Source organism: Zunongwangia mangrovi, from assembly GCF_900112105.1.
GTDB lineage: Bacteria > Bacteroidota > Bacteroidia > Flavobacteriales > Flavobacteriaceae > Zunongwangia > Zunongwangia mangrovi.
This window is the reverse complement of the sequence record NZ_FOKV01000001.1, coordinates 999,153-1,022,709: the sequence shown is the minus strand read 5'-3', so window position 1 is coordinate 1,022,709 and position 23,557 is coordinate 999,153. Positions and strand designations below refer to the sequence as shown.

Annotated in this window: 25 protein-coding genes; 10 read left to right on the top strand and 15 right to left on the bottom strand. The window is 35.5% G+C overall.

The window, feature by feature from the left end:
- Positions 1-3: 3 nt before the first annotated feature.
- The 5 genes from BM201_RS04640 to ruvC all read right to left on the bottom strand — a co-directional run bounded on the left by BM201_RS04640 (position 4) and on the right by ruvC (position 3,433).
- Positions 4-354 (bottom strand): DUF4260 domain-containing protein, encoded by a 351-nt coding sequence (locus tag BM201_RS04640; RefSeq protein ID WP_092540184.1) that lies wholly within the window; start codon positions 352-354, stop codon positions 4-6.
- Positions 355-357: 3 nt separating this feature from the next.
- Positions 358-1,104: a cyclase family protein gene (locus BM201_RS04635; RefSeq protein WP_092540183.1), complete on the bottom strand. Its 747-nt coding sequence runs from the start codon at positions 1,102-1,104 to the stop codon at positions 358-360.
- Between the two features lie 211 nt (positions 1,105-1,315).
- Entirely contained in the window at positions 1,316-2,443 is a 1,128-nt protein-coding gene (gene hemW / locus BM201_RS04630; protein WP_092540182.1) for a radical SAM family heme chaperone HemW, read from the bottom strand.
- 43 nt (positions 2,444-2,486) lie between these two features.
- Complete coding sequence (locus BM201_RS04625; protein ID WP_092540181.1) at positions 2,487-2,849, bottom strand: four helix bundle protein; 363 nt, start codon at positions 2,847-2,849, stop codon at positions 2,487-2,489.
- Positions 2,850-2,878: 29 nt separating this feature from the next.
- Positions 2,879-3,433, bottom strand: a complete 555-nt coding sequence (ruvC, locus tag BM201_RS04620; RefSeq protein ID WP_092540180.1) for a crossover junction endodeoxyribonuclease RuvC — start codon at positions 3,431-3,433, stop codon at positions 2,879-2,881.
- A gap of 127 nt (positions 3,434-3,560) precedes the next feature.
- Here ruvC and BM201_RS04615 point away from each other — a divergent pair, with 127 nt between their 5' ends.
- Both BM201_RS04615 and BM201_RS04610 read left to right on the top strand, forming a co-directional pair.
- Positions 3,561-4,682 carry a glycosyltransferase family 2 protein gene (locus BM201_RS04615; protein ID WP_092540179.1) on the top strand — a complete coding sequence of 374 codons (1,122 nt, stop codon included), beginning with the start codon at positions 3,561-3,563 and terminating at the stop codon, positions 4,680-4,682.
- An 892-nt stretch (positions 4,683-5,574) separates the two neighbouring features.
- On the top strand, positions 5,575-5,853 hold the full coding sequence (locus tag BM201_RS04610; protein ID WP_092540178.1) for a YciI-like protein: 279 nt from the start codon (positions 5,575-5,577) through the stop codon (positions 5,851-5,853).
- A 67-nt stretch (positions 5,854-5,920) separates the two neighbouring features.
- Here the strand turns inward: BM201_RS04610 and BM201_RS04605 are convergent, their stop codons facing one another.
- From BM201_RS04605 to BM201_RS04585, 5 genes are all read right to left on the bottom strand, one after another.
- Positions 5,921-6,490 (bottom strand): hypothetical protein, encoded by a 570-nt coding sequence (locus tag BM201_RS04605; RefSeq protein WP_245758572.1) that lies wholly within the window; start codon positions 6,488-6,490, stop codon positions 5,921-5,923.
- A gap of 68 nt (positions 6,491-6,558) precedes the next feature.
- Positions 6,559-7,800: a tetratricopeptide repeat protein gene (locus BM201_RS04600; protein ID WP_092540177.1), complete on the bottom strand. Its 1,242-nt coding sequence runs from the start codon at positions 7,798-7,800 to the stop codon at positions 6,559-6,561.
- A 144-nt stretch (positions 7,801-7,944) separates the two neighbouring features.
- Positions 7,945-9,285 (bottom strand): M56 family metallopeptidase, encoded by a 1,341-nt coding sequence (locus tag BM201_RS04595; RefSeq protein ID WP_092540176.1) that lies wholly within the window; start codon positions 9,283-9,285, stop codon positions 7,945-7,947.
- A gap of 117 nt (positions 9,286-9,402) precedes the next feature.
- Positions 9,403-10,854 carry a M56 family metallopeptidase gene (locus BM201_RS04590; RefSeq protein WP_092540175.1) on the bottom strand — a complete coding sequence of 484 codons (1,452 nt, stop codon included), beginning with the start codon at positions 10,852-10,854 and terminating at the stop codon, positions 9,403-9,405.
- An 81-nt stretch (positions 10,855-10,935) separates the two neighbouring features.
- Positions 10,936-11,298: a BlaI/MecI/CopY family transcriptional regulator gene (locus BM201_RS04585; protein ID WP_092540174.1), complete on the bottom strand. Its 363-nt coding sequence runs from the start codon at positions 11,296-11,298 to the stop codon at positions 10,936-10,938.
- A gap of 345 nt (positions 11,299-11,643) precedes the next feature.
- Between BM201_RS04585 and BM201_RS04580 the strand changes: the two genes are divergently transcribed.
- The 3 genes from BM201_RS04580 to BM201_RS04570 all read left to right on the top strand — a co-directional run bounded on the left by BM201_RS04580 (position 11,644) and on the right by BM201_RS04570 (position 15,789).
- Complete coding sequence (locus BM201_RS04580; RefSeq protein ID WP_092540173.1) at positions 11,644-14,322, top strand: cation-translocating P-type ATPase; 2,679 nt, start codon at positions 11,644-11,646, stop codon at positions 14,320-14,322.
- Positions 14,323-14,433: 111 nt separating this feature from the next.
- On the top strand, positions 14,434-15,222 hold the full coding sequence (gene otsB / locus BM201_RS04575; protein WP_092540172.1) for a trehalose-phosphatase: 789 nt from the start codon (positions 14,434-14,436) through the stop codon (positions 15,220-15,222).
- Between the two features lie 63 nt (positions 15,223-15,285).
- Complete coding sequence (locus BM201_RS04570) at positions 15,286-15,789, top strand: DUF456 domain-containing protein (protein ID WP_092540171.1); 504 nt, start codon at positions 15,286-15,288, stop codon at positions 15,787-15,789.
- Between the two features lies 1 nt (position 15,790).
- Here the strand turns inward: BM201_RS04570 and BM201_RS04565 are convergent, their stop codons facing one another.
- The gene (locus BM201_RS04565) at positions 15,791-16,981 is read right to left on the bottom strand and encodes a GAF domain-containing sensor histidine kinase (protein WP_092540170.1); all 1,191 of its coding nucleotides are present in this window, start codon (positions 16,979-16,981) and stop codon (positions 15,791-15,793) included.
- Between the two features lie 259 nt (positions 16,982-17,240).
- On the opposite strand from BM201_RS04565, the gene BM201_RS04560 reads away from it, so the two are divergent.
- On the top strand, positions 17,241-17,906 hold the full coding sequence (locus tag BM201_RS04560) for a hypothetical protein (RefSeq protein WP_092540169.1): 666 nt from the start codon (positions 17,241-17,243) through the stop codon (positions 17,904-17,906).
- A 52-nt stretch (positions 17,907-17,958) separates the two neighbouring features.
- Here BM201_RS04560 and BM201_RS04555 read toward each other — a convergent pair whose 3' ends face one another.
- Genes BM201_RS04555 through BM201_RS04545 form a run of 3 tightly spaced genes read right to left on the bottom strand, consistent with a single transcriptional unit; the run spans position 17,959 to position 19,753 of the window.
- The gene (locus tag BM201_RS04555) at positions 17,959-18,660 is read right to left on the bottom strand and encodes an LrgB family protein (protein WP_092540168.1); all 702 of its coding nucleotides are present in this window, start codon (positions 18,658-18,660) and stop codon (positions 17,959-17,961) included.
- A complete protein-coding gene (locus BM201_RS04550; RefSeq protein WP_092540167.1) occupies positions 18,657-18,992 on the bottom strand; it encodes a CidA/LrgA family protein in 336 nt (111 codons plus the stop codon). The genes BM201_RS04555 and BM201_RS04550 overlap by 4 nt, the downstream gene beginning before the upstream one ends.
- Entirely contained in the window at positions 18,992-19,753 is a 762-nt protein-coding gene (locus BM201_RS04545) for a creatininase family protein (protein ID WP_092540166.1), read from the bottom strand. The genes BM201_RS04550 and BM201_RS04545 overlap by 1 nt, the downstream gene beginning before the upstream one ends.
- A gap of 126 nt (positions 19,754-19,879) precedes the next feature.
- Between BM201_RS04545 and BM201_RS04540 the strand changes: the two genes are divergently transcribed.
- Positions 19,880-20,923 (top strand): flavin-containing monooxygenase, encoded by a 1,044-nt coding sequence (locus BM201_RS04540; RefSeq protein ID WP_092540165.1) that lies wholly within the window; start codon positions 19,880-19,882, stop codon positions 20,921-20,923.
- On the opposite strand, the gene BM201_RS04535 is transcribed toward BM201_RS04540, so the two are convergent.
- The gene (locus tag BM201_RS04535) at positions 20,911-21,747 is read right to left on the bottom strand and encodes a universal stress protein (RefSeq protein WP_092540164.1); all 837 of its coding nucleotides are present in this window, start codon (positions 21,745-21,747) and stop codon (positions 20,911-20,913) included. The genes BM201_RS04540 and BM201_RS04535 overlap by 13 nt on opposite strands.
- A 186-nt stretch (positions 21,748-21,933) precedes the next feature.
- Here BM201_RS04535 and BM201_RS04530 point away from each other — a divergent pair, with 186 nt between their 5' ends.
- From BM201_RS04530 to BM201_RS04520, 3 genes are all read left to right on the top strand, one after another.
- Positions 21,934-22,854, top strand: a complete 921-nt coding sequence (locus tag BM201_RS04530; protein ID WP_092540163.1) for a YihY/virulence factor BrkB family protein — start codon at positions 21,934-21,936, stop codon at positions 22,852-22,854.
- Between the two features lie 89 nt (positions 22,855-22,943).
- The gene (locus tag BM201_RS04525) at positions 22,944-23,198 is read left to right on the top strand and encodes a hypothetical protein (protein WP_139219131.1); all 255 of its coding nucleotides are present in this window, start codon (positions 22,944-22,946) and stop codon (positions 23,196-23,198) included.
- A gap of 57 nt (positions 23,199-23,255) precedes the next feature.
- Positions 23,256-23,552, top strand: a complete 297-nt coding sequence (locus tag BM201_RS04520) for a TIGR03643 family protein (RefSeq protein ID WP_092540161.1) — start codon at positions 23,256-23,258, stop codon at positions 23,550-23,552.
- Positions 23,553-23,557 lie beyond the last annotated feature (5 nt).

Below are 23,557 nucleotides of genomic sequence, written 5' to 3'. Positions count from 1 at the left end.
AGTCTACTTTCCGATTTCTCCCAAATGAGTGAATTTAAAACCTTTTTCGTATTTGAGTCCGTATCCTAAAATACGATCAAAAGCCGAATGAGAAAACAAAATTACACCTATTAATTGTAAAACCTGAAAATGCAGATGAATCCCCACTAGCCAAAACAAGATCGCCAATCCCTGGTGATGAAACAAATTGTACAAAAATGCCCCTACTTTATTATTGAAAACATAACCAATCGCACCAATATCTGGCGCCAAAAATAAACCGATAAACCACCACCAGGAAAAGTCTAAAAAATAGAAAGCGAAAATGCCCAATCCCAGTTTGGCAAGTTCTTCGAGTTTAAGTGTTGTTTTCATTGATCACTGAATTTTATATAAAACAGGTTTTGATGGCGAGGCATCATTTTCAAAGGAAGCGATCTGCAAATTCAGAAAATATTCACCGTCTAGCACATGATTCGGCACATAAATAAGTTCTGAAATTGTTGCGTCAAAACGTGTATTTTTAGGATAATTCCAAAAAGCTTTATGTGCCAGTAATTTTCCTTCGTCTTTCTCTTTATCTACCGATGGCAGATCGATCAGCAAATGTTTTACATTCAATTGCCTGATAAACAGCATAGCTTCTTCAGATAAATATGGCCAATTGGTATGCGAATATTTTTTGCTTCGCTTTTCGATATAATTTGGCAGTGTTCTTACCACTAAAGCTTCCGGGCAAGAATCGCCGATTTGCTCTTTTAATAATGCTGCGGAAATTACCTGATCTTCACCTTGAACTTCCGGACTTACAGAAATAAGTTTCGACTTAAAAAAGAAGTTTTTTAAAGTTTGATTTACGCTGAAAAACTCTTTGCTGATATGCCCAACACATTCGGTATGCGTGCCATGCCCATGAGGATTAAACTGAATATTATTAAAATTCACCGAAGCTCCTTCTGAAACTTTTCCTACAAAATCGCCATCTTTAAATGGCGTTATCTTTGGCGAATCTAAATACCAAGCAACAGGATTTTTATCGTCCCCGCGTAAACTCATCGATATATCGATAGGTTTCGAAAAATCGATCGTAAAACTTTCTTCTTTATACTGAATTTGTGCAAGCATAATTTGTTTAGTTCTGGAGAGTAAAATTAGAGATTATTTATGGTTATAGCAGTTTTTGTAGAGCATTGAGTGTTAGTTTTCCGCAGAAAAATTTTAAAACTCAGTTTTCAAAATAAATCTTAATCCTTGCCAGTTGTTCCTCTCGTCTTATCTCTCTTATCTATTTTCTATATTCTCCATTCTAATATCAATCAGCGCAGCGATCTAAGCCTTAATCGATATAAAACAAATCGGCTGCAATGCCGTCACTTAAAAACGTTCCTTTTTCAGTAATATGCATTACATTATTTTCAATTTTCAAAAGCTCTTTTTGAAATAATACAACCGACTGTTCCTTTAGATATTTTACATATTTTTCACCAAATTTGGTTTCAATTTCTTTCAAATCTACACCGAAATGCGTTCGCAATCGCGTCATGATATATTCGTTATAACAATCTGTGGTGCTTAACTCTTCAATTTCGAGAGGTAGTTCCGATTTCTCGATGGCTTTTATGTAAAGCGTATTGTTGCCGATATTCCATTTTCGGGAATTTCCATCGTAAGAATGTGCAGAAGGTCCTATTCCCAAATAGGGTTTACCTAACCAATAAGCCGTATTGTTTTGGGAAAAATAGCCCGGTTTCCCATAATTTGAAAATTCGTAATGTTCAAAACCTGCATTTTTCAATGTTGTCCTTAGAATCTCGAAATGTTGCGCAGCAGCCGCATCATCTACCGGTTTTACTTTTCCTTTTTCGATAAATTTCTGCAAAGCTGTGTTTGGCTCGACCGTTAATGCATAGCTAGAAATATGCGGGATATCCAAATCAAGTAATATCTGGATATTCTCTTGCCAACGCTCGTTATTCATTCCAGGGATGCCATAAATTAAATCGACCGAAATATTATCGAATTTCGATCTGGCCAACTTGATAGATTGTAGAGCTTCTTCAGCATTATGAGCACGGTTCATTAATTTTAGATCTTCTTCAAAAAATGACTGCACGCCAATGCTTAGTCGGTTAATTTTTGAATTCGCCAGCTCGTTTATTTTCTCTTCAGCAAGATCATCTGGATTTGCTTCTAAAGTAATTTCAGGGTTTTCAGCAATATTGAATTCCGCATAAATCGTTTTAAAAATCGCATTTAATTCCTGTAAATTCAGCAAACTTGGTGTGCCACCACCAAAATATATGGTTTGGATCGGCTCATCAGGCAGCTCATTTTTCCGAAGTATTAATTCCTTTTGCAATGCGCTAACGAGCTCACTTTTTTTCTTCAATGAGGTCGAAAAATGAAAATCGCAGTAGTGACACGCCTGCTTGCAAAATGGGATATGGATGTAGATTCCGCTCACTTAGTTCAATTATCAATTAGCAATGATCAATAAACAAGAATTATTAATTATTTAGCCTTGTTTTCTTTAAAATCGAATACAATATTCGGGATATTTCGTCGCAATCTTTATGTAGACTTTCAAAATTCTCTAATTGCAAATATTCTGAATCTTTTAAAAGTGACAGCCAATATTTTGTCTCTAAACTTTCTTTGTAAGCAATCGATATTTTAGCCGAAAAATCAGCATTGGATATCGCACCATTCGCTTCGGCAACATTTGCTCCAATTGAAGTGCCCGATCTCAATAACTGTTTAGAAAGTATAAACTCTCTTTTGTCTGCCATTAATTTCTTGGCAACCAAAACAATTTTCAATGCAAAATCATAAGATTTCTTCTTCAAAGGATTATTCTTAAAATCTTTCATGATTTTGCTTATTGTTAACTGATAATTGCTTATTGCTTTTTGACTTTCCCCGGGTTTTGTTTAATAAACGCGTCCCAACCGGTGTAACTTTTACCGATATTAGGTTGCCCGGAATTGTAAAAGTGACAAACCGCAGCGGCGAGACCATCAGTAGAATCCAGGTTTTTGGGCAAAGTTTTTAACTTCAGCATACTTTGCAGCATTTTCGCAACCTGCTCTTTACTGGCATTTCCGTTTCCGGTGATCGCCATTTTAATCTTTTTAGGAAGATATTCAGTAATTGGGATCTCGCGTGAAAGTCCGGCAGCCATTGCCACTCCCTGTGCTCTTCCCAGCTTCAGCATCGATTGCACGTTTTTACCAAAAAAAGGCGCTTCAATCGCAATTTCGTCTGGATGAAAAGTATCAATAAGCTCGATCGTACGCTCAAAGATCAATTTCAGTTTCACATAATGATCATCATACTTTTTTAGTTGAAGTTCGTTCAGCTGCAAAAACTCCATCTTCTTATTTTTCACTTTTATCAATCCAAAACCCATAATCGTAGTTCCCGGGTCGATTCCTAAAATGATCTTTTCGCTCAAATTCGTGATTTTTTGACAAGGAAATTAAAGTATTCCTCTTTTGCAAAGCTACGGAAATCTATCTTTGCGATAAATTGCCACAGGATTTCTGAAACTTCAGTAATTCTGAAAAAATCGAACCCATTTTATGCTAATATTCGTTGTTTTAATCGCCATTTCTTACGCCGCACTAATGATCGCTTTCAAAAAAGGCTGGGGCAGATTAAAAGAGCCGCTTTACGACTACGAAACGCCGGAAAATAGCTTTTCGATTGTGATTCCGTTTAGAAATGAAGCCGAAAACCTACCAGAATTACTCGAAAGTTTGTCTTTGCTGAATTATCCTTTAGAACTTTTTGAAATTTTACTGGTAAATGACGAATCTAAAGATGATTCTGAAAAAATTATTGCTGAATTTATCGAAAATCAACCTCAACTTACCCTGAAGCTTTTACAGAACAATCGAAGTTCTAATTCCCCAAAAAAAGATGCGATAAAAACAGCGATTGAAATTGCCCAATCTGACTATATTCTTACCACCGATGCCGATTGTAAAGTACCGCAATACTGGCTGCAAAGTTTTAATACTGAAATTATAAAAAACAATCCGGCAATGATCGCTGCGCCGGTGACTATTGAGGTTGAAAACCCAAAATTCAGCACCGCTTTTGAAGCGCTTGACTTTTTGAGTTTGCAAATTTCTGGTGCTGGAGCATTCGGACTTAATAAAGCTTTTATGGCCAACGGCGCTAATCTTTGTTATAAAAAGGAAGCTTTTATTAACCAAAATGGATTTGATGGAAATGATAATATCGCCAGTGGTGACGATGTATTTTTGCTGCAAAAATTTATTCAGCAAGGATTAAAAGTGAGTTTTCTTAAAGATAAGTTGGCTGTGGTAACCACAAAACCGCTGAATAATCTTAAAAAACTGGTACAGCAACGAATTCGCTGGGCATCAAAAACCCCAGCTTACAGCAGTATTTTTGCAAAACTTACCGGACTTATCGTTTTTGTAATGAATCTCGCTTTTAGTTTGAGTCTGCTTTTGGGACTATTCAAGCTGTTTCCATTTCCTTATTTTATGATCATCTTTTTAGTGAAATTTAATTTAGATTTTGTGCTGCTTTATAATGCCTGTCAGTTTTTTAACCAGGAATCCCTAATGCGACATTATATGGTCAGCAGTGTTTTGCATCCGTTTTTTTCGATTTATGTGGCTTTTCTATCTCTCTTCGGTGGTTACCAATGGAAAGGGAGAAGTTTTTAGTAGTTAGCAGACAGCTTTTAGCTATTATCCTTCTGCAATATTATGGTTTTTGTTGTTTTCTCCATCAGTTGGCAGTCTCAGTTAGCAGTAGAGTTCTATTCGCAATGATTGTCATTTCGAGTGATTTTAATGGAGTGAAGCGAAATTAAAATTGTATCGAGAAATCTAATTTTCATTGCAGTAAACAGTCTCAGTAGGCAGTTGGCAAAATTCAATTAACAATTAGCAATTAGCTCTCAGCCTTCAGCAATATAAAGGTTTTAGTTATCTCCATCAGTTGGCAGTCTCAGTTAGCAGTAGAGTTCTATTCGCAATAATTGTCATTTCAAGTGATTTTAATGGAGTAAAGCGAAATTAAAATTGTATCGAGAAATCTAATTTTCATTGCAGTAAACAGTCTCAGTAGGCAGTTGGCAAAATTCAATTAACAATTAGCAATTAGCTCTCAGCCTTCAGCAATATAAATGTTTTAGCTATCTCCATCAGTTGGCAGTTTCAGTGAGCAGTAAAGTTCTATTCGCAATGATTGTTATTTCGAGTGATTTTAATGAAGCGCAGCGAAATTAAAATTGTATCGAGAAATCTGTTCCCAGTAAGCAGTCTTAGTGGGCAGTTGGCAAAGTTCAATAAAAATTATCAATTAACAGGTAGCCTTTAGCTATTAGCAAATTTCATTATAAATTAGGTCTAAAGAGATGACGGAATCTCATTCAAAATTCAGCATGTAAAATTCAAAATGAGTATCCTGATTCTTCAATCTTGACTTTAGCATCTAAAAGCGAAGCGTCTCAATACTCAATTCTAAATACTAAAAGCGTAGCGGTCTAACTTCTAACATCTAACAGCGCAGCGATCTTAAATCTATTCCCTATCTTTAACCAAAACCAATCTTATGAATTTTTATATCCTAACTTATCATCTTGTAGATTCGTATTTAGAAGAACGTGGTAAATACCGCGAAGAACATTTAGGTATGGCGAAAAAAGGACAGGAAGCTGGAGAAATTGTTATGGCGGGAGCGCTGGACAATCCTGCTGATAAAGCTGTTTTTATCTTTAAATCTGAATCTGAAGAAACCGCTAAAAATTTCGCCGAGAATGATCCTTATTATAAAAACGGACTCATAAAAGAATATTCGGTTAGAAAATGGAATGTGGTGATCGGCAATTAGTAGTGAGTAGTGAAATTTCAGATTGAAAATTTAAACTGCAAAAATGTTTTTTTACTGAATGCTATAATTACTCTGCTTTAATTACAATTGGCATTTTAAAAGCGGTAGAAACTGGGATTCCGCGTTTGCTGGCTGGATAGATCTTAGGTAAAGAATCGATACTTTCTCTTAGCCAGTTTTCAATTTTTGGCAATTGATTGGTCACCGTACTATCTATTGCAGAAATCGAATCGATCTCTGGTTTCCCTGTTTTAGTGACTTCAAGATAAATATAGATGGTATCGTCGATACTTTTACTTACCACCGGCTGTTGCTGTTCCAGATAAGCGTAAACGTTTTTGGCGACTGCAGTTTCAAAACATTTTTTGGCAGCAACCAATTCGGTTTCCTGCTGGCATTCTTCAAAAGCCGGATATTCATCGACTTCTTTCCAGTTAAGGGATTTTGATTCCTGTTCTAAAACTTCTTCAGAAGATATTTTTTTTGTTTCAAAATTACAGGAAAACAGCATCAAAATTAAAACCGAAAAAAAGCTACCTCGAATCACACCTTTTACGTAGGTATGGTTAGTAACTTTTTGTAGCGAGAAAGGCGTTTTTATAACCTCATATCTACTGTTGAGTAAACTTCTTTTCATTAATCTTCGGCTTCTGGCATCAAAAATAATCAAATTGCGCTTAACCCCAAGATTAGATGATTTTTATACTATTTTTTCTGTTCAGAAATATTGCTGGTATCTGCTTCAGCTAAAGAATCCTTCAATTGATCTTTTTCATTTTCTTCGGAAATTTTTTCAGCAGCTAAATGTTTTTTTTCTTTAAGATCACTTATTCGGGTTTTAGTGAGATACAGCATTTCTCTCGCTAAGTAATGAGGATCTTCGCTATAATATTTATCCCAAAAAGCCTGATAATAATTTATCCTTGTATCGATATCCCGAAAATAATTATCGCCGGCAACCGCACGCTCATACAAAGCCCTGATATGATCGGGATTTTCCTTTAAGGTCTTCTGGAAATAATCAAAAGCTTTTTTATAGTCTTCAAGATACTTATAGGTAAGTGCTAAACTAAAATATTCTCCATCCAAAGGCTGATCCTTAATCTCGATAGCCATTAATAAATGCGCTTCAGACTGCTTAAAATCTTGCGTGTTGGCGTACAATTTTCCCAATAAAAAATGGGTTGAAGAATTTCCCGGCTCGTAAACTAAAGCCATTTTATATTGTTCTATCGCCTTATCTTTTTTACCGTCTTTATAATAAGCGTAAGCCAATTTGGTATGAATAAATTCATTCCCTTGTCCTAGCTTAATGATCTTTTCGTAATGCGGAATCGCTTCGTAAAAAACCGCCATCGCCGAATATGTTTGTGCTGTGATAGAAAGTAGCGAGACGTTATTTTCGTTTTTGCCTAATCCCATCGCAGTATAGGCTAAGGCTTGCTGATAGTCGTTATTTCGAAGACTTTCTTTAGACAATTTATACAACGCATTTTGGTGAAATTGGTCATATTTATGCGTTTTTTTAAATAGCTCGAAGGCCAGACTATCTTTTGCCATTCGTTCGTTCGCCAAACCTCTGGAATAATAAAATTGTGCGTTTTCAGGATAACGTAAGCTTAGTTTTTTGTAAAGACTGTCAGCTTCCTTTAATCTATTCAGGTTCAAAAGTGTTTCCCCATAATTTAAAGCCGTTATTACCCGGCTAGAATCCAAATCCAGGATCTTTTTATAGGTTTTTAAAGCCTTTTTATCTTCACTATTCGCCTTGTAATATTTAGCCAGATCTGTTAATATTTTTACTGAAGAAGTATCTTCTTTCTCCATCAACAAAACCGCCTCGTCGTATTTCCCAACAGCATACAAACTATCGGCAATTTTGGTGTTGGATTGTGCATAAATCGAAAGACTGATAAAGGCAAAAAGAATTGTACTAGTAAATCGCATAATTATACTTTTAGATAAAACGGAAGCACCTGCTTTCGTTTTTCGTATTCTGAAACTAAATTTTCTCGTAATTATTTCTAATATCAACTTGCGCCGACATGCTTTTTAGCCCGAGAATCAGTACAACAAAAAGAAAGCCTCTCATTACACCTCTGCATTTAATGTAATTGGCAGCGAGTAAATCACATTTACTTTTTCAGAATTATGTTCTCCCGGGATTAACTGCGGAAGTGCTTCTACGGCCTTTACCGCTGCGGCTTCTACAACTTCACGGTTATTGCCTGCTAAAATCGCTCTGGCTCTTGCTGCTTCAACTTTTCCTGAAGAATTAATTCTGAATTGCACCACAACTCTAATAGCACTATCAAAATCACCTTTTATCCCCTCATTAAACCTGTTATTTACAAACTCATTAATTTTTTCTGAAGTACAGTTTTTTTGCTCTGCTTCAGATAGCTCTTCACAACCCTTAAAAAGCGGAACTTGATCGACCACCGCAAAAGGAAAATCTACGGGCTGATTTTCGCTATTTCCAGCCATTATTTCAACATTCGCTGTGTTCTCTGCGGAAGTAGCGCTTGCTTCAGAAACCTTATTCTGAATCGTATTTGCTGAAACATTCGCTACAAAAACCAACATGGCGAACGTTAACGGAATGGCAAATAAATATTGAAGTTTAGCCAAAGATCGGCTTTGTTTTTTCTGTATCATTTTAATGCGTTTTTTTAATGATGAATTATTTAAAAACTGACTCGAAAATATAAGATCCTCACTACCAAAACTGGCATTGAGTAAATGCTGAAAATAGTTAGATTTTGAGGTCTTTTTTACCGACTCGGTATCGGCAAGATACTCGTGGATCATCGCAATTTTAGATTGATACACATATACCAGCGGATTAAACCAAAAAAAGACCTTGAAAATCTCGAAAATCAACAAATCTAGGCTATGTAATTGTTTGGCGTGTACTTTTTCGTGTACCAGGATTTGATCCCGCTCTAATGCTGAAAGTTCGCTTCCCAAAAAAATAGTTTTAAAAAAGGTAAAAGCAGCTTTAGTTTGCGGTAGCTCTATAATTCTAAATTGATCTTCAGTTCTTTTAAGGTTTTGTGTAAAAAGTGACTTCAATTTAAACAATTTCAGGCTTAAAAAGATTGCGCTTATCACAACACCAATCACATAAGTTACCACCCACCAGTTTATAAAAATTTGCTTCGAAATTATCGAATTTCGGCTGGCTTCTTTTGTAGTTTCAGGTGCGGTAATATCTAAAATCTGTTGCGCCCTAAAAGCGCTTAGCCTTTCTGGTGAAACCACATCATAAAAAAGATCGAATTTCAGTAAAGGTAAAATTAGCGACAAACTAAAAGAAAGCAGTAAATACCAGCGATTATAAGCAAAAAAAGTAGTTCGTTTTAAACTAATCTCGTACACCAGCCAAAATAGGAACTGGAACACAATTACCTGAATACTGTACTGCAACATCTTTTAATCTTTAAGTAAAATACCTTGGGGTAAACCCACAAGGCATTCGTTAGGAATAAATTTTTAAATGAAAACTGCCCAGAAATGGGCAGTTCCCTAAGTCTTTTCAATCAATACTTAACCGTTCTTAAAAGAAATTGGTAATGAATACACAACACCTACAGCTTCTCCACCTTGCTTTCCTGGCGTCATTTGCGGGATAGTATTTACCACTCTCTTAGCCTCTTCTTCTAATTCTGGTGCTGGACCTCTGGCTCTAATATTACGAATGCTTCCGGTTTCATCGATCTTAAACTGAACGATTACTCTGGCAATAACCCCTTCTTCCAAAAGATCCTCTCCTATTTGAGTATTAAATTCTTTCTGAACATGTTTCATAATCTTTTCTGAAGTACAATCCTTACGCTCTTCGTTGGTTTTTAATTCTTCGCAACCAGCAAAGGCAGGAACTTCTTCAATAACAGCAAACGGAACATCTGCCCCATCAGATGAAACTCCGTAACCTTGTACCTCTATTACTTTTTTATCTTCAAACCTACTAGATCCCAACATTTTACCTTCAATTTCCTGCAAACTATTTACCAATTGAAGTTTTTGATCTGAAGTTAAATTGTCCCTGCTTTCGATCTTAGAAATTAAATTTTCGATATCATTGCTTGGATCTTGCGAAGCAACCTCTCGATCATCTGAGCAGGAAACATAAACAAGCATCATCGCCAATACCGGCACCACCAGTAAAAACTTGAATTTTGCGATGGTTTTAGATTTGTTTTTTTGTAACATAATTATTCGTTTTTTGATTAAAGATTTATTAAAAAATTGATTGGTGAATGAGAGATTTTGGGTTTCAAAAGCACTGTTAAGTAACTGATTGAAGTAATGTTTTTTAGAAGTTCTTTTTACCACTTCTTCATCGGCGATAAACTCGTGTAATAAGGCTATTCGATTCTGAAAAATATAAACTAACGGATTAAACCAAAAAAGCACTTTTAAGATCTCGAAAAACAATAAATCCAGGCTGTGTTTTTGCGAAACATGAATAAGCTCGTGTTCTAAGATTTGCTCGCGTTCTTCTGCTGAAATTTCACTTCCCAGGAAAACAGTTTTCAAAAATGTAAACGCCATTCTGGAATTTGGAATTTCAACGATTTTAAAGTCTTTTTTATCTTCAGCTTTAAACCTAAATAACTTCCCTATAACTCGCCATCTTTTTAGGAATAACAGCAAGCTCGAAAAACTACCCAAAGCATAGGCTACCAGCCACCAATTAACTGCGGTTGTCTTTTCGGCTACAATATGCACCGTAGGTAATTGTTCAACTTGCGGCTGGTTACTACCTATAAAGACTTCGGGTAATTTTATGGTATTATTAATTGCCATGACGGCAGATGCAGGTACAACTTCAGATAAAATAGTAAAACTGGCAAAAGGGAGTATTAAAGAAAGCACCGGGGTTAACAAAAGATACCAACGGTTCGCCGTAAAAAAGGTTTCCTTTTTAAGAAACAATTCGTACACCAGCAAAAATGCCAGCTGAAAAACTATAATTTGAATAATGTACCTTATCATAATTTTTTATTTTTAGAATCTCTTGAAAGAATTTCCAAATCAGAAAACTCTTTATTTCTGAAAATCAAGGAACTTTTAGAATTATTTATCCCCTTTATTAATTTCTTTTAAAATGGCTTCTAAATCTTTAGTATCCATTTCGTTCTTTTTCATGAAAAAAGAAACCATACTTTTAAAAGACCCATTAAAGTAATTGTTAATTAGCTTCATCATACTCTGGTCACTGTAGGTTTCTTTCGCAACTATAGGAAAGTAGATGTATCCTTTTCCCTTTTTGCGATGATCTACAAATTCTTTGTTTTCCAAAATTCTTACAATTGTAGAAACGGTATTATAAGCCGGTTTTGGCTCTGGCATCTCTTCGATAATCGTCGCGACGTTCGCTTCCTTTAATTGCCAGAGAATTTGCATGATCTCTTCTTCTGCTTTTGTTAATTGCTTCATTTTTTATTTTTTAATAGGGTCTTTAATTTCATAAATCTTGAGTATTCGAAGGTCTTTATAGTAACATTAATAGCAATTCCAAAAAACCTTTTTATACTCATTTGATGAAACTGATAGTATTGATTGATGATGCTAATATAAACTAATCATTTAGTTTAAACTAATCTGTTAGTTCAAAAATTTAAACTTTAACATTTCATGATGCTTATTGATTCCTGAAACTTCATGTAATCTATTGATTTATAAACTTTTTATAAAATTGCTCAAAATAATCATAAGGGTAAGCTTCAGCTTTGAGAATTTCTATAACTTTTGGTTTAACCAATCGACTAATCATAACACTTCATGGAAAATGCTTATCAAAAAGCGATAGCCCAAATAGAAAAAGAATTCAATACTAGTAGCAAAAATGGGCTTTCAGGAGATCAGGCCAAAGATAAACTTCAAGAATACGGCCCTAATAAATTAAAGGAAAGTAAACAGAAGAGCCTTTGGGCAATACTAATCGCCCAAATTGCCAATCCAGTGATCTATTTACTTACCGCAGCAGCGGTTTTGGCTTTTGTTTTTGGTGATATTGCTGAAGGTATCGCTATTTTAGTTGTACTAGTGGCAAACACCATTATTGGTTTTTGGATGGAATATCAGGCGCAAAAATCTATGGAAGCTATTAAAGAAATGGATAAAACTGAAGCCATGGTTTTGCGTGACGGGAAGGATAAAACTATTGATGCTGAAGAAATTGTACCCGGAGACATCCTTATTGTAAAGGCAGGTGTTTTAATTCCGGCAGATGCTCGTGTTTTTGAAGCAACCGAACTTAAAGTTGACGAATCCCCATTAACTGGAGAATCTGTTCCTGTTTCTAAAAACCCTGAAGATATCGAGGGAGAAAAACAAATTGGTGATCGTAACAATATATTACACAAAGGAACTGCCGTTACCGGCGGAACCGGAAAAGCAATTGTTTTTGCTACAGGAATGGATACCGAAATGGGAAATATTTCGGCAATGGTAAACGAACAGGAAGACGATGAAACACCTCTAAATAAAAAATTACATAGTTTAACCCATAATCTTATCTGGGTTATTTTAGGAATGGCGGCTGCATTTTTCTTATTTGGGTGGATCGCCGGCAAAGATATTTATCAATTAATTCAGACTTCAATTGCCTGGGCAATTGCGGCCATACCAGAAGGGCTTCCTATTGTAGCAAGTATCGCTTTAGCCAGAGGAATGTATCGACTTTCCAAAAAGAATGTATTGGTTAAAAAACTGGCAGCGGTAGAAACTCTAGGTGAAACTACCGTCATTTTTACCGACAAAACAGGAACGCTTACTAAAAACGAACTTACTGTTAAAGGTTTTCTATATCCTAAATCGGATTATAAAAAAGTCGACTGGAACAACAGTGAAAAACCGGTTATTAAAGGGATCGAAAAATCAGATAGCCAACAAAACTTTAAGCAACTATTTAAAATTTCGGTTTTAGCAAATGATGCCAACCTTAAGGATAATGACGATGAAAACGATGCCCAGGGTGATCCTTTAGAAATCGCTTTATTAAATTTTACTAAACAATTTGATAAAGGCTTTTATACTGAAAATAAGGATTTAGAACGAGAAGGTCACATTCCATTTGATTCAGACATCATGCTAATGGGAGCGGTGTATAATCAGGAAAATGGCCATTATATTGCCGGAAAAGGATCTACAGATGCCATTTTAGAACGTTGTGATACTATTTTGATCGACGGGGCAATTGAAGATTTTAGTGATTCAGAAAAAGAGAAATGGAAAAAAAGTAATAATGAATTAGCCGAAGATGGATTGCGGGTATTAGCTTTTGCTTACAAAGAGGTTGATAATTTCTCTAATAATGAAGAAAATAATTTTCTCCAAGGATTAACCTTTGCCGGTTTAATTGCCTTTATCGATCCACCAAGAAAAGAAGTCGCAGATGCTATTGAAACTTGCCGTAACGCAGGTATAAAAGTGGTTATGGTTACGGGAGACCACCCCGGCACGTCTAAGAATGTTGGAAAAACAGTAAAAATTTTGGATGACGAAAAAGATTATGATTCGGTTGTACTTCATGGAAAAAACTTAAATAAAGACCTGGAAGAAGACAATAATGAAAAGCTGGTTAACACGCCTATTTTCTCTAGAGTAGACCCAGAACAAAAATTAAGCTTAATCTCACATTACCAGGATCAGGGAGAAATTGTTGGGATGACAGGTGATGGTGTAAACGATGCTCCTGCCCTTAAAAAAGCAGATATTGGTATCGCTATGGGAAAACGTGGTACGCAGGTAGCCCAGGAAGTTTCAGATGTGGTATTACAGGACGATCAATTCCAGTCGATCGTAAAAGCCATAGAGCAAGGCCGTATTATCTTCGGAAATATTCGCCGTTTTGTTCTTTATCAGCTTTCCTATCATTTTGCTGAAATCATCATCATCGCGCTAATGAGTTTCACCTTATTTATTTTACCAATTTTACCGCTTCAGCTTTTATTCCTGAATTTACTTTCAGATGTCTTCCCTGCTTTAGCGCTAGGTATTGGCGAGGGGAATCCACATATTATGAAAGATCCGCCAAAGGATCCCAAAGAACCAATTATTACCAGGAAAAACTGGTGGCAAATTGGAATTTATGGTTTTATTATTGCTGCTTCTGTAAGTGGAGCTTATCTATATGCTCATTTTGTTTGGGAGACTTCCGAAGAAATTAATAATAATATTGCCTTTTTCAGTCTGGCTTTTGCTCAGTTTCTACATGTATTTAATATGCGAGAAGGCGATGAACCTCTGTTGAATAATCAAGTTACCAAGAACAAATATGTGTGGATGGCGCTTGCATTTTGCATAGCGGGAACTCTCGCGGGATATTTTATACCAGCATTAAAAGAGATTTTTCAGTTTCAGGATCTGGATATCAGGACTTGGATTCTAATTGTCATTGCCGGTGTATTACCTTCAGTAATCATTCAATTCATAAAACTGGTAAAAAAAGATTTCTAAGTGAAATTGATTTCACCCTTATTTAAATTCAACTTTAATAGAAAACTAACATAAATAGCTTCTAAAAGTTCTATCTTGAAACGACAAATTTTAGCATCACAATAATTAACTATGAAAACTTTACAAGACCCGAAGCAATTAGATCCGGCGATAGAAAACCTTGAAGAATTACAATCGAAATTCAGCAAAAACAAACCGCTTATTTTTTTAGATTTTGATGGCACCCTGGCTCCAATCGTAGAGAATCATGAAGATGCGGGGATGGACGATGAAACTCGAAAGATTGTAAAGAAACTCTCCCAAAAATATGCTATTGCTGTGGTAAGTGGTCGTGGTTTAAGTGATGTTAGGGAAAAAGTTGGGCTTACAGATATTTATTATGCCGGTAGCCATGGTTTTGAAATTGCCGGACCTAATAATTTTGAAAAAGACAATGAAGAAGCTGAAAAAATGCTTCCGGTTTTTAACGAAATTGAGGAAAAACTTCAGCAAAAACTAAAAGTGATTGATGGCGTAAGGTTTGAGCGTAAAAAGTTTACGCTGGCCATTCATTATCGCCAGGTGGCTGAAGAAAAGGTTTCAGAGTTTCATAAAATCATAGAAAATGAAGTCGAAAACTATCCAAAACTGCACAAAGGCGATGGTAAAAAAGTAGTTGAAATAAAACCGAATATCGACTGGCATAAAGGAAAAGCGGTTAATTTTCTTCGGAAGGAATTGAGCGAAGAAGAAAATCCATTTTCAATTTATTTGGGAGATGATACTACAGATGAAGATGCCTTTAGAGAAATGGAAAACGGAATTGGAATCCTGGTTGGGGAACACGCCAACGATTCGTATGCCGATTATCGCGTAGAAAATATTGAAGAAGTAAAACAATTTTTAAATGCATTACTTTAAAAGAGTGATCAACTTTTAGAAAAAAAGATATTCAAATTATACAAAATCAATCCTAGTTTTAGCATGACGATACTCCTTATTAGCCTCGCGGTTATTTGTTTAGTAATTGGAATTATTGGCAGCGTATTGCCTGTTTTACCAGGCGTGCCTATAAGCTGGCTGGGATTATTGTTTTTTTATATTATTCCGGGTATCGAAATTGATTATTGGTTTTTAGGAATTACACTTGTTGTTGCTATTGCGATCTATGCCTTGCAAATAATGATCCCCGCCATGGGAACTAAAAAATACGGTGGCAGTAAAGCAGGAATGATTGGCACTACCATTGGTTTGATCGTAGGGATTTTTGCGCCTATTCCTTTTGCTATCCTAATTGGCCCTTTTATAGGTGCTTTTATTGGAGAGATCGTAAACAAATCTGATTCTAAAACAGCGTTGCGTGCAGCTTATGGTAGTTTTATAGGATTTTTGGCTTCTACTTTTATGGAATTTATGGTAGCGCTTATTTTCTTTATCCTATTCTTATATAAAGGATGGAGTTATCGTGATTTTATTTTCAGCTATTAGTCTAGATATATCGCGGGATAGAAACATTAAATTTAGTTCCGGTTTCTTCTTTAGAATCTATATCCATTTGCCCACCCATCTCGAGTACTAAGTGTCTCACTAATTTTAAACCAAGACCATAAGATTGTTCTCCTACAAGTCCTTCTTTTGCCTGCAAACTTGCATTCATAATATCTTCGACAGCCTCTTGCTTAAGAAAAGTTGTTTTATCCTCTACTAACACACTTAACTTAGCCATATCTGAAGCTCCGCTATTCTTTAAACCAATAAACACTTTAACTTCTGAACCTTCGGCTGCATAATTGATCGCATTAGAGACTAGATTTCCAGAAATTTGAGTGATCTTTTGTCTTGAAAATTTTAGTTGTTGATTACCCGGTAATAATTCGATATTTAAGTCTATGTTTTTAGACGTTGCCAGCCCGCCATACAGTGCCAGTAATTTTGCTTTCAATTCACTAATGGTGATGCTTGCTTTTGCATACTCGAGAAACTCGGAATTATTTTTCTCTAAAATATCACTTATAATATCCAAAAGCTCTGTACTACTTTGTCCAGAAAGGTTAAGATATTGTTTTAATACTGAAACGTCCTCTTCGTCCTCGGCCAATTTACTTAAACCAAGAACACCACTCACCGGCCCTCGAAGATCATAACCCAATTCTCGTTGTGCTGCGTGCATATCATGAAAACGGCGATTTACTTCAGCCATTTTCTTCATTCCTTCCAGTTTTTCAACGATTTCAGCTCCGATCAGTTTTAAAGCTTTTTGCTGATCTTTATCCAAACTATGCCCAACCTCATCGATTATACAAAGCGCTCCAATTGCATTCCCTTCAGAAGTTCTTAAAGGCACGCCAAAATAATAACCATATTTATCGTCTAGGGGCACATTAAATTGATCGCTATCCCTAAAATTCTCGACTTCTAAAGAGTCTTTTTCACCAATAGTATATTGACAAACTGAATTTTCTCGACGCATTACAACGGGATCCATTCCGTTTGCCGCAATAGACCATTGCCAGTAAGAATCTAAAATATTCACTAAAGAAAGTTCGGCTCCGGTGATACTGGAGGCAAGTTCCGTTAAATTTTTAAACATTTCCTGTAGGCTCTGGTAGTCCAGGTCTAGTTGAGAAACTTCGAGAATTCTTTTAAACTCGGCTTCAGAAGAATCATTAGGTGCATTCATACATTTGGTCGAAAAACGTAGTAAAATACATATTTTCAATCAGATAGGCAACTTTTATATTTTCAGAAGAAATCATTCAATTAATCACAAAAGAGAGGAGAAAAAATACGTCAAAATTTCAAAATTGGACAAAATGAAAGTTTATGTTAATTCAGCAAAATTAAGCTAAGCCCATTATTAACAAAGGTTTATACGCTCATATTTAAAAACACAGATCCTATTCTATAATTTTACAACTAAAACCAAAAAGACTTTTATTATGAAAAAGAATGTAATTAAATTATCTGTTTTAGCTATTGGGCTTACAGGTATGATAAGCCTATCGTCATGTAAGAATACAGAATCTGATAACGATGCTCCACTGGCCGATAATAATGATATGGAAGTAGAGCAGGATGATAATACTGATAATTCTTATCCATCAAACCCTACTGCAGAATATCTTGCTTATGTAGATCGATCTACCGTAGAGCCTGGGGAAAATCTTTACACAAAAGAGGCTATAAATAAATTAGCTGCTGCTGTTGAAGATAAATCACAAGATCTAAAGGCGACCCCAAATGATAGCTTAACTGCAATAGTTCCTGAAATGAGCGATAATGCTGAAGCTGACACTACGATCACTACAGAAAATCTTTATTCTAAAGGACATGTAATTGTAGGCGTATTGGAAAACCTTCAAAAGCAAAATTTCCCAAATTTATCTGATGATGTTGAGGAGCTTAAAGAAAGCTGGAAAGAACTGGAAGAAGCTAAAAAAACTGATTATAGTGAAATGGCTGTAAATTCTTTCTTTAATAAAGCAGCAGATCTACTTGAAGAAATGGACTCTAACACGCCAGATGGAACAATGTCTGCTAGTTATACCGGCGATTCTACTCAATATAGTACAAAAGGTGACACCTTAAAGGTAGAGGATCAATAAAATTGAGCTTAAAAATAATCAATATCAGGTCGTCTTTTGGCGACCTTTTTTATTAGGCAAAACTTAGCAACCAATCCAAAATATAGGGAGCTAACAAAGCGGTAATAATTCCGTTAAAACACATAGCCAAACCGCTGAAAGTTCCTGCGGAAGCACTAATTTCAAAAGCTCTGGCAGTGCCAATCCCGTGTGCTGAAGTTCCTAATGCCGTGCCAACGGCCTTTTTATTTTTAACACCCATTTTCTTAAGTACGATCGGTCCAAAAGCATTCCCTAAGATTCCGGTGATGATCACGATCCCAGCAGTGATTTCTGGAATACCTTCAGTAATCTTAGTAATTTCTATGGCAATTGGCGTTGTCACCGATTTTGCAGCTAAGGACCGACTAATAATTTCAGGAGCATTAAAAAGCACCAGGATTATTATTACTGAAATTATACCTACGATCCCACCAATGATTACAGAAATAAGAAAAACCTTCAGATCACGTTTTACTTCCTCTAGTTTTTCATATAAAAACACACCCAAAGCCACGACAGATGGACCTAGAAAAAAACTGATGTATTTTGCGCCGTTATTATAAGTTTCAAAATCAATATTAAAATTAAGCAAGACAGCAACTATTAAAATCACCGAAACCAATACCCGATTAAAAATAACTAGATCTAATTTCTCCTTTAATTTCCCTGAAAGAAAATAGACAAGTAAAGTTAGCGTTACGCCAAAGATAGGAAGCGCTAAAAATTCTTTCATTTCTTATCTAATTTCTGGTAGATCGCCCCGGTTGCATAAAGTGATAACAACGTACTTAAGATCACAGCTACCGAAACCGGAATCCAATATTCTGCAATAAGATTTGCATAGACCATTAGACCTACACCGTAGGGTATAAAAAAAACAACCAGATACTTCACCAAAAAATCTGAAGCTGGTTTTACATCTTCTAGTTTAATCATTTTAAAAAATAATGCCAGGAAGATAAGTAGCATCCCAATGATATTTCCCGCAATGGGAATATTGAAAAAATAATGAATTAATTCACCTAAAAAAAGAAAGCAAAAAATGTAGATTAAGGATTTAAGCATCACTCATAAAGATTATCTACATCTGCATGATGTAATTCTACAAGAAAATCGGCTATTTTAGTACTTACCGCTTCTACGAACTTTTTACCCTTTTCGGCTGTTGCCTTTTTAGGATTTCCTACTCCGGTATCTTTCGTCACTTTTGTCCACTGTCGCTGGCTAGTGACCCAACCCTCTTTTAATCCTTTAATTTTAAATTTCTTAGCAGTACCATCGCCAGCTTCTTCAAGTGGCAACACAAGTTCTGGAGCCAAATGCATTACCACAGCTGTTTCTAATTCGCCAGCATGATCTCCAGGATCATCAAAAAAAGGAGTCGCATCCAAAACCTGAAACCAGTTTAACGAACAGGTAAAAATATCTGGAAACTCTAAACTAAGCTCCCGTATCATCTGTTTAAAATTATTACCGCCATGAGAATTAAAAATAACCAGCTTTCGTATTCCGCAATTATCTAAAACCTGCGCCACATCTTTTAATATGGCATATTGTGTAGAAGGATTCAAATTCATGCAAAATGGAATATCCAATTGCCCTGTATTCACTCCGAATGGAATTGTAGGCAGCAACAAAACTTTAGCACCCTTATCCCAAGCTTTTCTACAGGTTTCCTTGGCCACACCCTCTGCTTCGATATTATCTGTTGCGTATGGCAAATGATAATTATGTGCTTCAGTAGCGCCCCAAGGTAAGATAGCTATTTCGTAATGTTCATCTTTTACATTTTTCCAGTTCGTTTCAGCAAGGATATAGGGTTTCATGATTTTATAGACTTCTAATTAAATATGAATTTACGATATATATTTTCAAATAAATAATTAGAAAAGGAGGATTTTTTTATATAATACTTAAGTTTACAAACTGTAAAGGCAATTACAAAACAAACCATGTTCGATTTTATAATTATTGGGGCAGCCCAGGCTGGCCTTGCAATGGCGTATTACCTAAAAGAAGCTGGTTATCATTTTCTTATTCTTGATAAGGAGGAGGAAATTGGTGCTTCATGGCTTAACCGTTGGGATTCCCTAAAATTATTTACTCCAACAGAATTTAACCATTTACCCGGTATGGATTTCCCGGCCGAAAAAGGTCATTATCCTTCTAAAACCGAAGTTGCCAATTACTTCAAAGTTTATGCTGAAAAGTTCGAATTTCCGCTACAGTTAAATACGCTGGTGACTTCAGTAAAAAAAGAGAAGTCCTGCTTTTTTATTGAAACTGAAAATCAGCATTTCCAGGCGAAAAATGTGATTGTAGCTACAGGGCCTTTTCACATTCCTTACACTCCCCCTTTCTACAAAAAAATAAGTCCTGAAATCTTCCAAATTCACAGTAATTATTATAAAAGTCCGGCGCAATTAAAAGAAGGAAACACACTTGTTGTTGGTGCTGGGGATTCTGGATTTCAGATTCTCGATGAAATTTCAGCATTGGGGCAAAAAACCTATTTTTCAGGAGCTACAGATGTAAAAGTGCTTCCGCAGGAATTTTTAGGAAAAACTTTATGGTGGTGGTTTACTAAAACAGGATTTTTAAGTTTTAGTAAAGATTCCTGGATCGGGAAAAGAATCAACAAAAACAGGCAACCTATTATTGGCACCGATGTAAAAGAGATCTTATCGCGAAACAATGTTGAAGCTGTTGGTAAAACTATCGATGCTGAAGACCATATTATTTCTACTGAAAAAAAAGACATTACCGATATCGCTAATATCGTTTGGGCTACCGGCTACCGACCTAATTTTAACTGGATCGACGGATTAGAACTTACAAAAGACGGATATCCAAAACACAAACGCGGAGTGAGCAACACCAAAGGACTATATTTTATAGGCCTCCCTTGGCTACATACTCGTGGATCTGCAACTTTGGGAGGCATAAAAAATGATGCGAAATATTTATTTCATTTTATCGAAAATCAAGCTTCGTGACGCTTGTAATTTTCGGTTGGTAATACTAAAAATGGAATTTTCACATTGTAAGCAACTTCGTGAACTAAAGAGCTAAACAGCAGCTTTTCGATAAATGTGTGCTTGTTTTTAACCATCACCAGCATTTCCACAGGATTTTGTTTTTGATATTCCTGTAACGCATCCATCACGCTATCTCGATTTATACGGCCAAAAATATAGCCGTAATCATCAAAATATTTTTGAAGTGCTTCTTTAGATCTTTCCTGACTTTCATCCAGGTCTTTACCAAAACTAACGTTTAGAATATGGATTTTCGCTTCAAACTGCTCAACGATATTTTTTAAGAACCATAAATCGTATTCAGAAAAGTCTAATTTAAGATCATTTGGAAACAAGATATTTTTCGGTTCTTTATAAGTAGCTCCTGCAGGAATTGCCAGCAAAGGACATTTGGCCACTTTAATGGCATGTACAGTGTTGGTTCCAAAAATAAGTTCGCTGCCTCCCTGTGCACCTTCGGTTCCCATTATAATTAAATCTATAGACTGTTCAGATACACGATCTTTAATTTCTTCGTGCAACATTTTAAAAGTAGAAACCAATTCGAATTCGTGATATTTATTTGGAAACTCCTCTTCGATCTTCTTTAAAAATCGAGATAAATTTTTGATCGAATTCTCTTTATAAACTCCATATAAACTACTGTAAATTATAAAATCGGCATTGTAGAGCGTATTTAGCAGAATAAACTTAGTTCTAGAATTTTTAAATAACTGCAATGCATACTTAATCGCATTATAAGAATTATCTGAAAAATCGGTTGGTAAAAGCACAGTTCTCATGACTAATAATTTTATGTCTAATTTACGAATATTGGTTCTACCTAACTATGATTTTGATCATATAAACAAGCCTTTAGAGGACTAAAAAAACTTCAAATCTGGGTTTAAAATATTTATAATTAACAGGGTATTGGCAACATGCCATAGATTAATAATTAACTTTTGCATTAAATCGACCTCATTTTAATGGAAAGAGAAGCAATAGATACTAAGAATAATCATAATCCTTTTAAACTCTCACCAAAGGGCTGGTGGAAAGTCGTGAAACAGGTGAAAAACGAAATTTCTGCAGATAAGGTAAGCATTGTATCTGCAGGTGTTGCTTTTTATGCTTTTTTAGCCACCTTCCCGGCAATTATGGCATTGATCTCTTTATATGGATTAACCACAGATCCACAGGAAATTCAGCGACAAATAAATGAGCTTTCGGCTATGATGCCTCAACAGGCCTTCGAAATTTTACAGCAACGAATTGATGTTTTTCTAGAAACACATGGCGATAAGCTTGGTTGGGGAACTTTATTTGGAATCCTGTTTAGTATTTGGAGTGCAAACAAAGGAACTAACGGCCTATTAACCGGAGTGGATATTGCTTACGACACAAAAGAAGATCATAATATTTTTAAGCAATACTTAATGGCTTCAATATTTACCATTGGTGGACTTGCTATGCTAATCTTAAGTATGATCTTAATTGTAGGCTTCCCTGCATTAGTTCATAAAATTGGATTACCAACTTATATTGAAGATTTGATTAGCTGGTCCCGCTGGTTATTATTAGCCTTTTTAGTGAGCATTTTTTTATGTTTGGTTTACAAGTTTGCTCCTGCTCGTGACAAACCGAAAACAAGGTGGGTTATTCCCGGTGCTTTATTTTCAACTTTTGTTTGGTTAGCTGCCTCTTACGGATTTTCTTTCTATGTAAGTAACTTCGGAAATTATGGCGAAGTTTATGGCTCAATTTCAGCAGTTGTGGTGCTATTGCTTTGGCTTTACATCACTTGCTTCATTATTTTATTGGGTGCTGAAATTAATACTGAAATTGTGGATCATTTAATTGATAAAGAATTGAATAATGACAATAATTCAACACAAAAAGCAAAATGACACACTTTTATAAACAATATTGTTAAAATTATAAGCTAAAAAATAATAATTTATTAAATTACATGGTATTCTTTCCTAATTTAATGATTATGAACAATGATGCTTTTAAAGAGACGAATATCGAATATTGTGTAGCCAATTTTGTGTTTGCAAATAATCTTACTTACCAAAAGAATAAACAAGGCAAATTGTTTACCGACCAAAAGCTGGATTGTAAAAATTTTAAAGCAAAATTCTTAAAATTAAAAAAGTCTAAAGTGCCAAAACATTCAATTTCGGCTAATCCTATCATTTTTACCTGCGGATTTAAAATGATAAAAAACACTTCATACATTCTAAATTAAATTATAATAATTTTCATGTTCAACTTTATCGCTCTATCTTTAAACAAAAGTTGAGTTATGAAAATTGCTGAAAAATTTAATCTATCTGAGAGACAGGTAGATCGCGTTATTGCCATGGCCTGGGAAGATCGCACTACTTTTGAAGCTATCGAATATCAATTTGGGCTTACAGAGAAAGATGTGATCAAATTTATGCAAGAACAAATGCATCCCAGGAACTGGAGAAAATGGCGTGCAAGAGTTCAGGGCAGAAAGACAAAGCATCAAAAGCTAAGAAACTTTGAGTCTGGCAGATTTAAAAGTAGCCGCCAACGACAGATCACGGGAAACAGAATTTCGAAAAAGAAATATTAATCGCC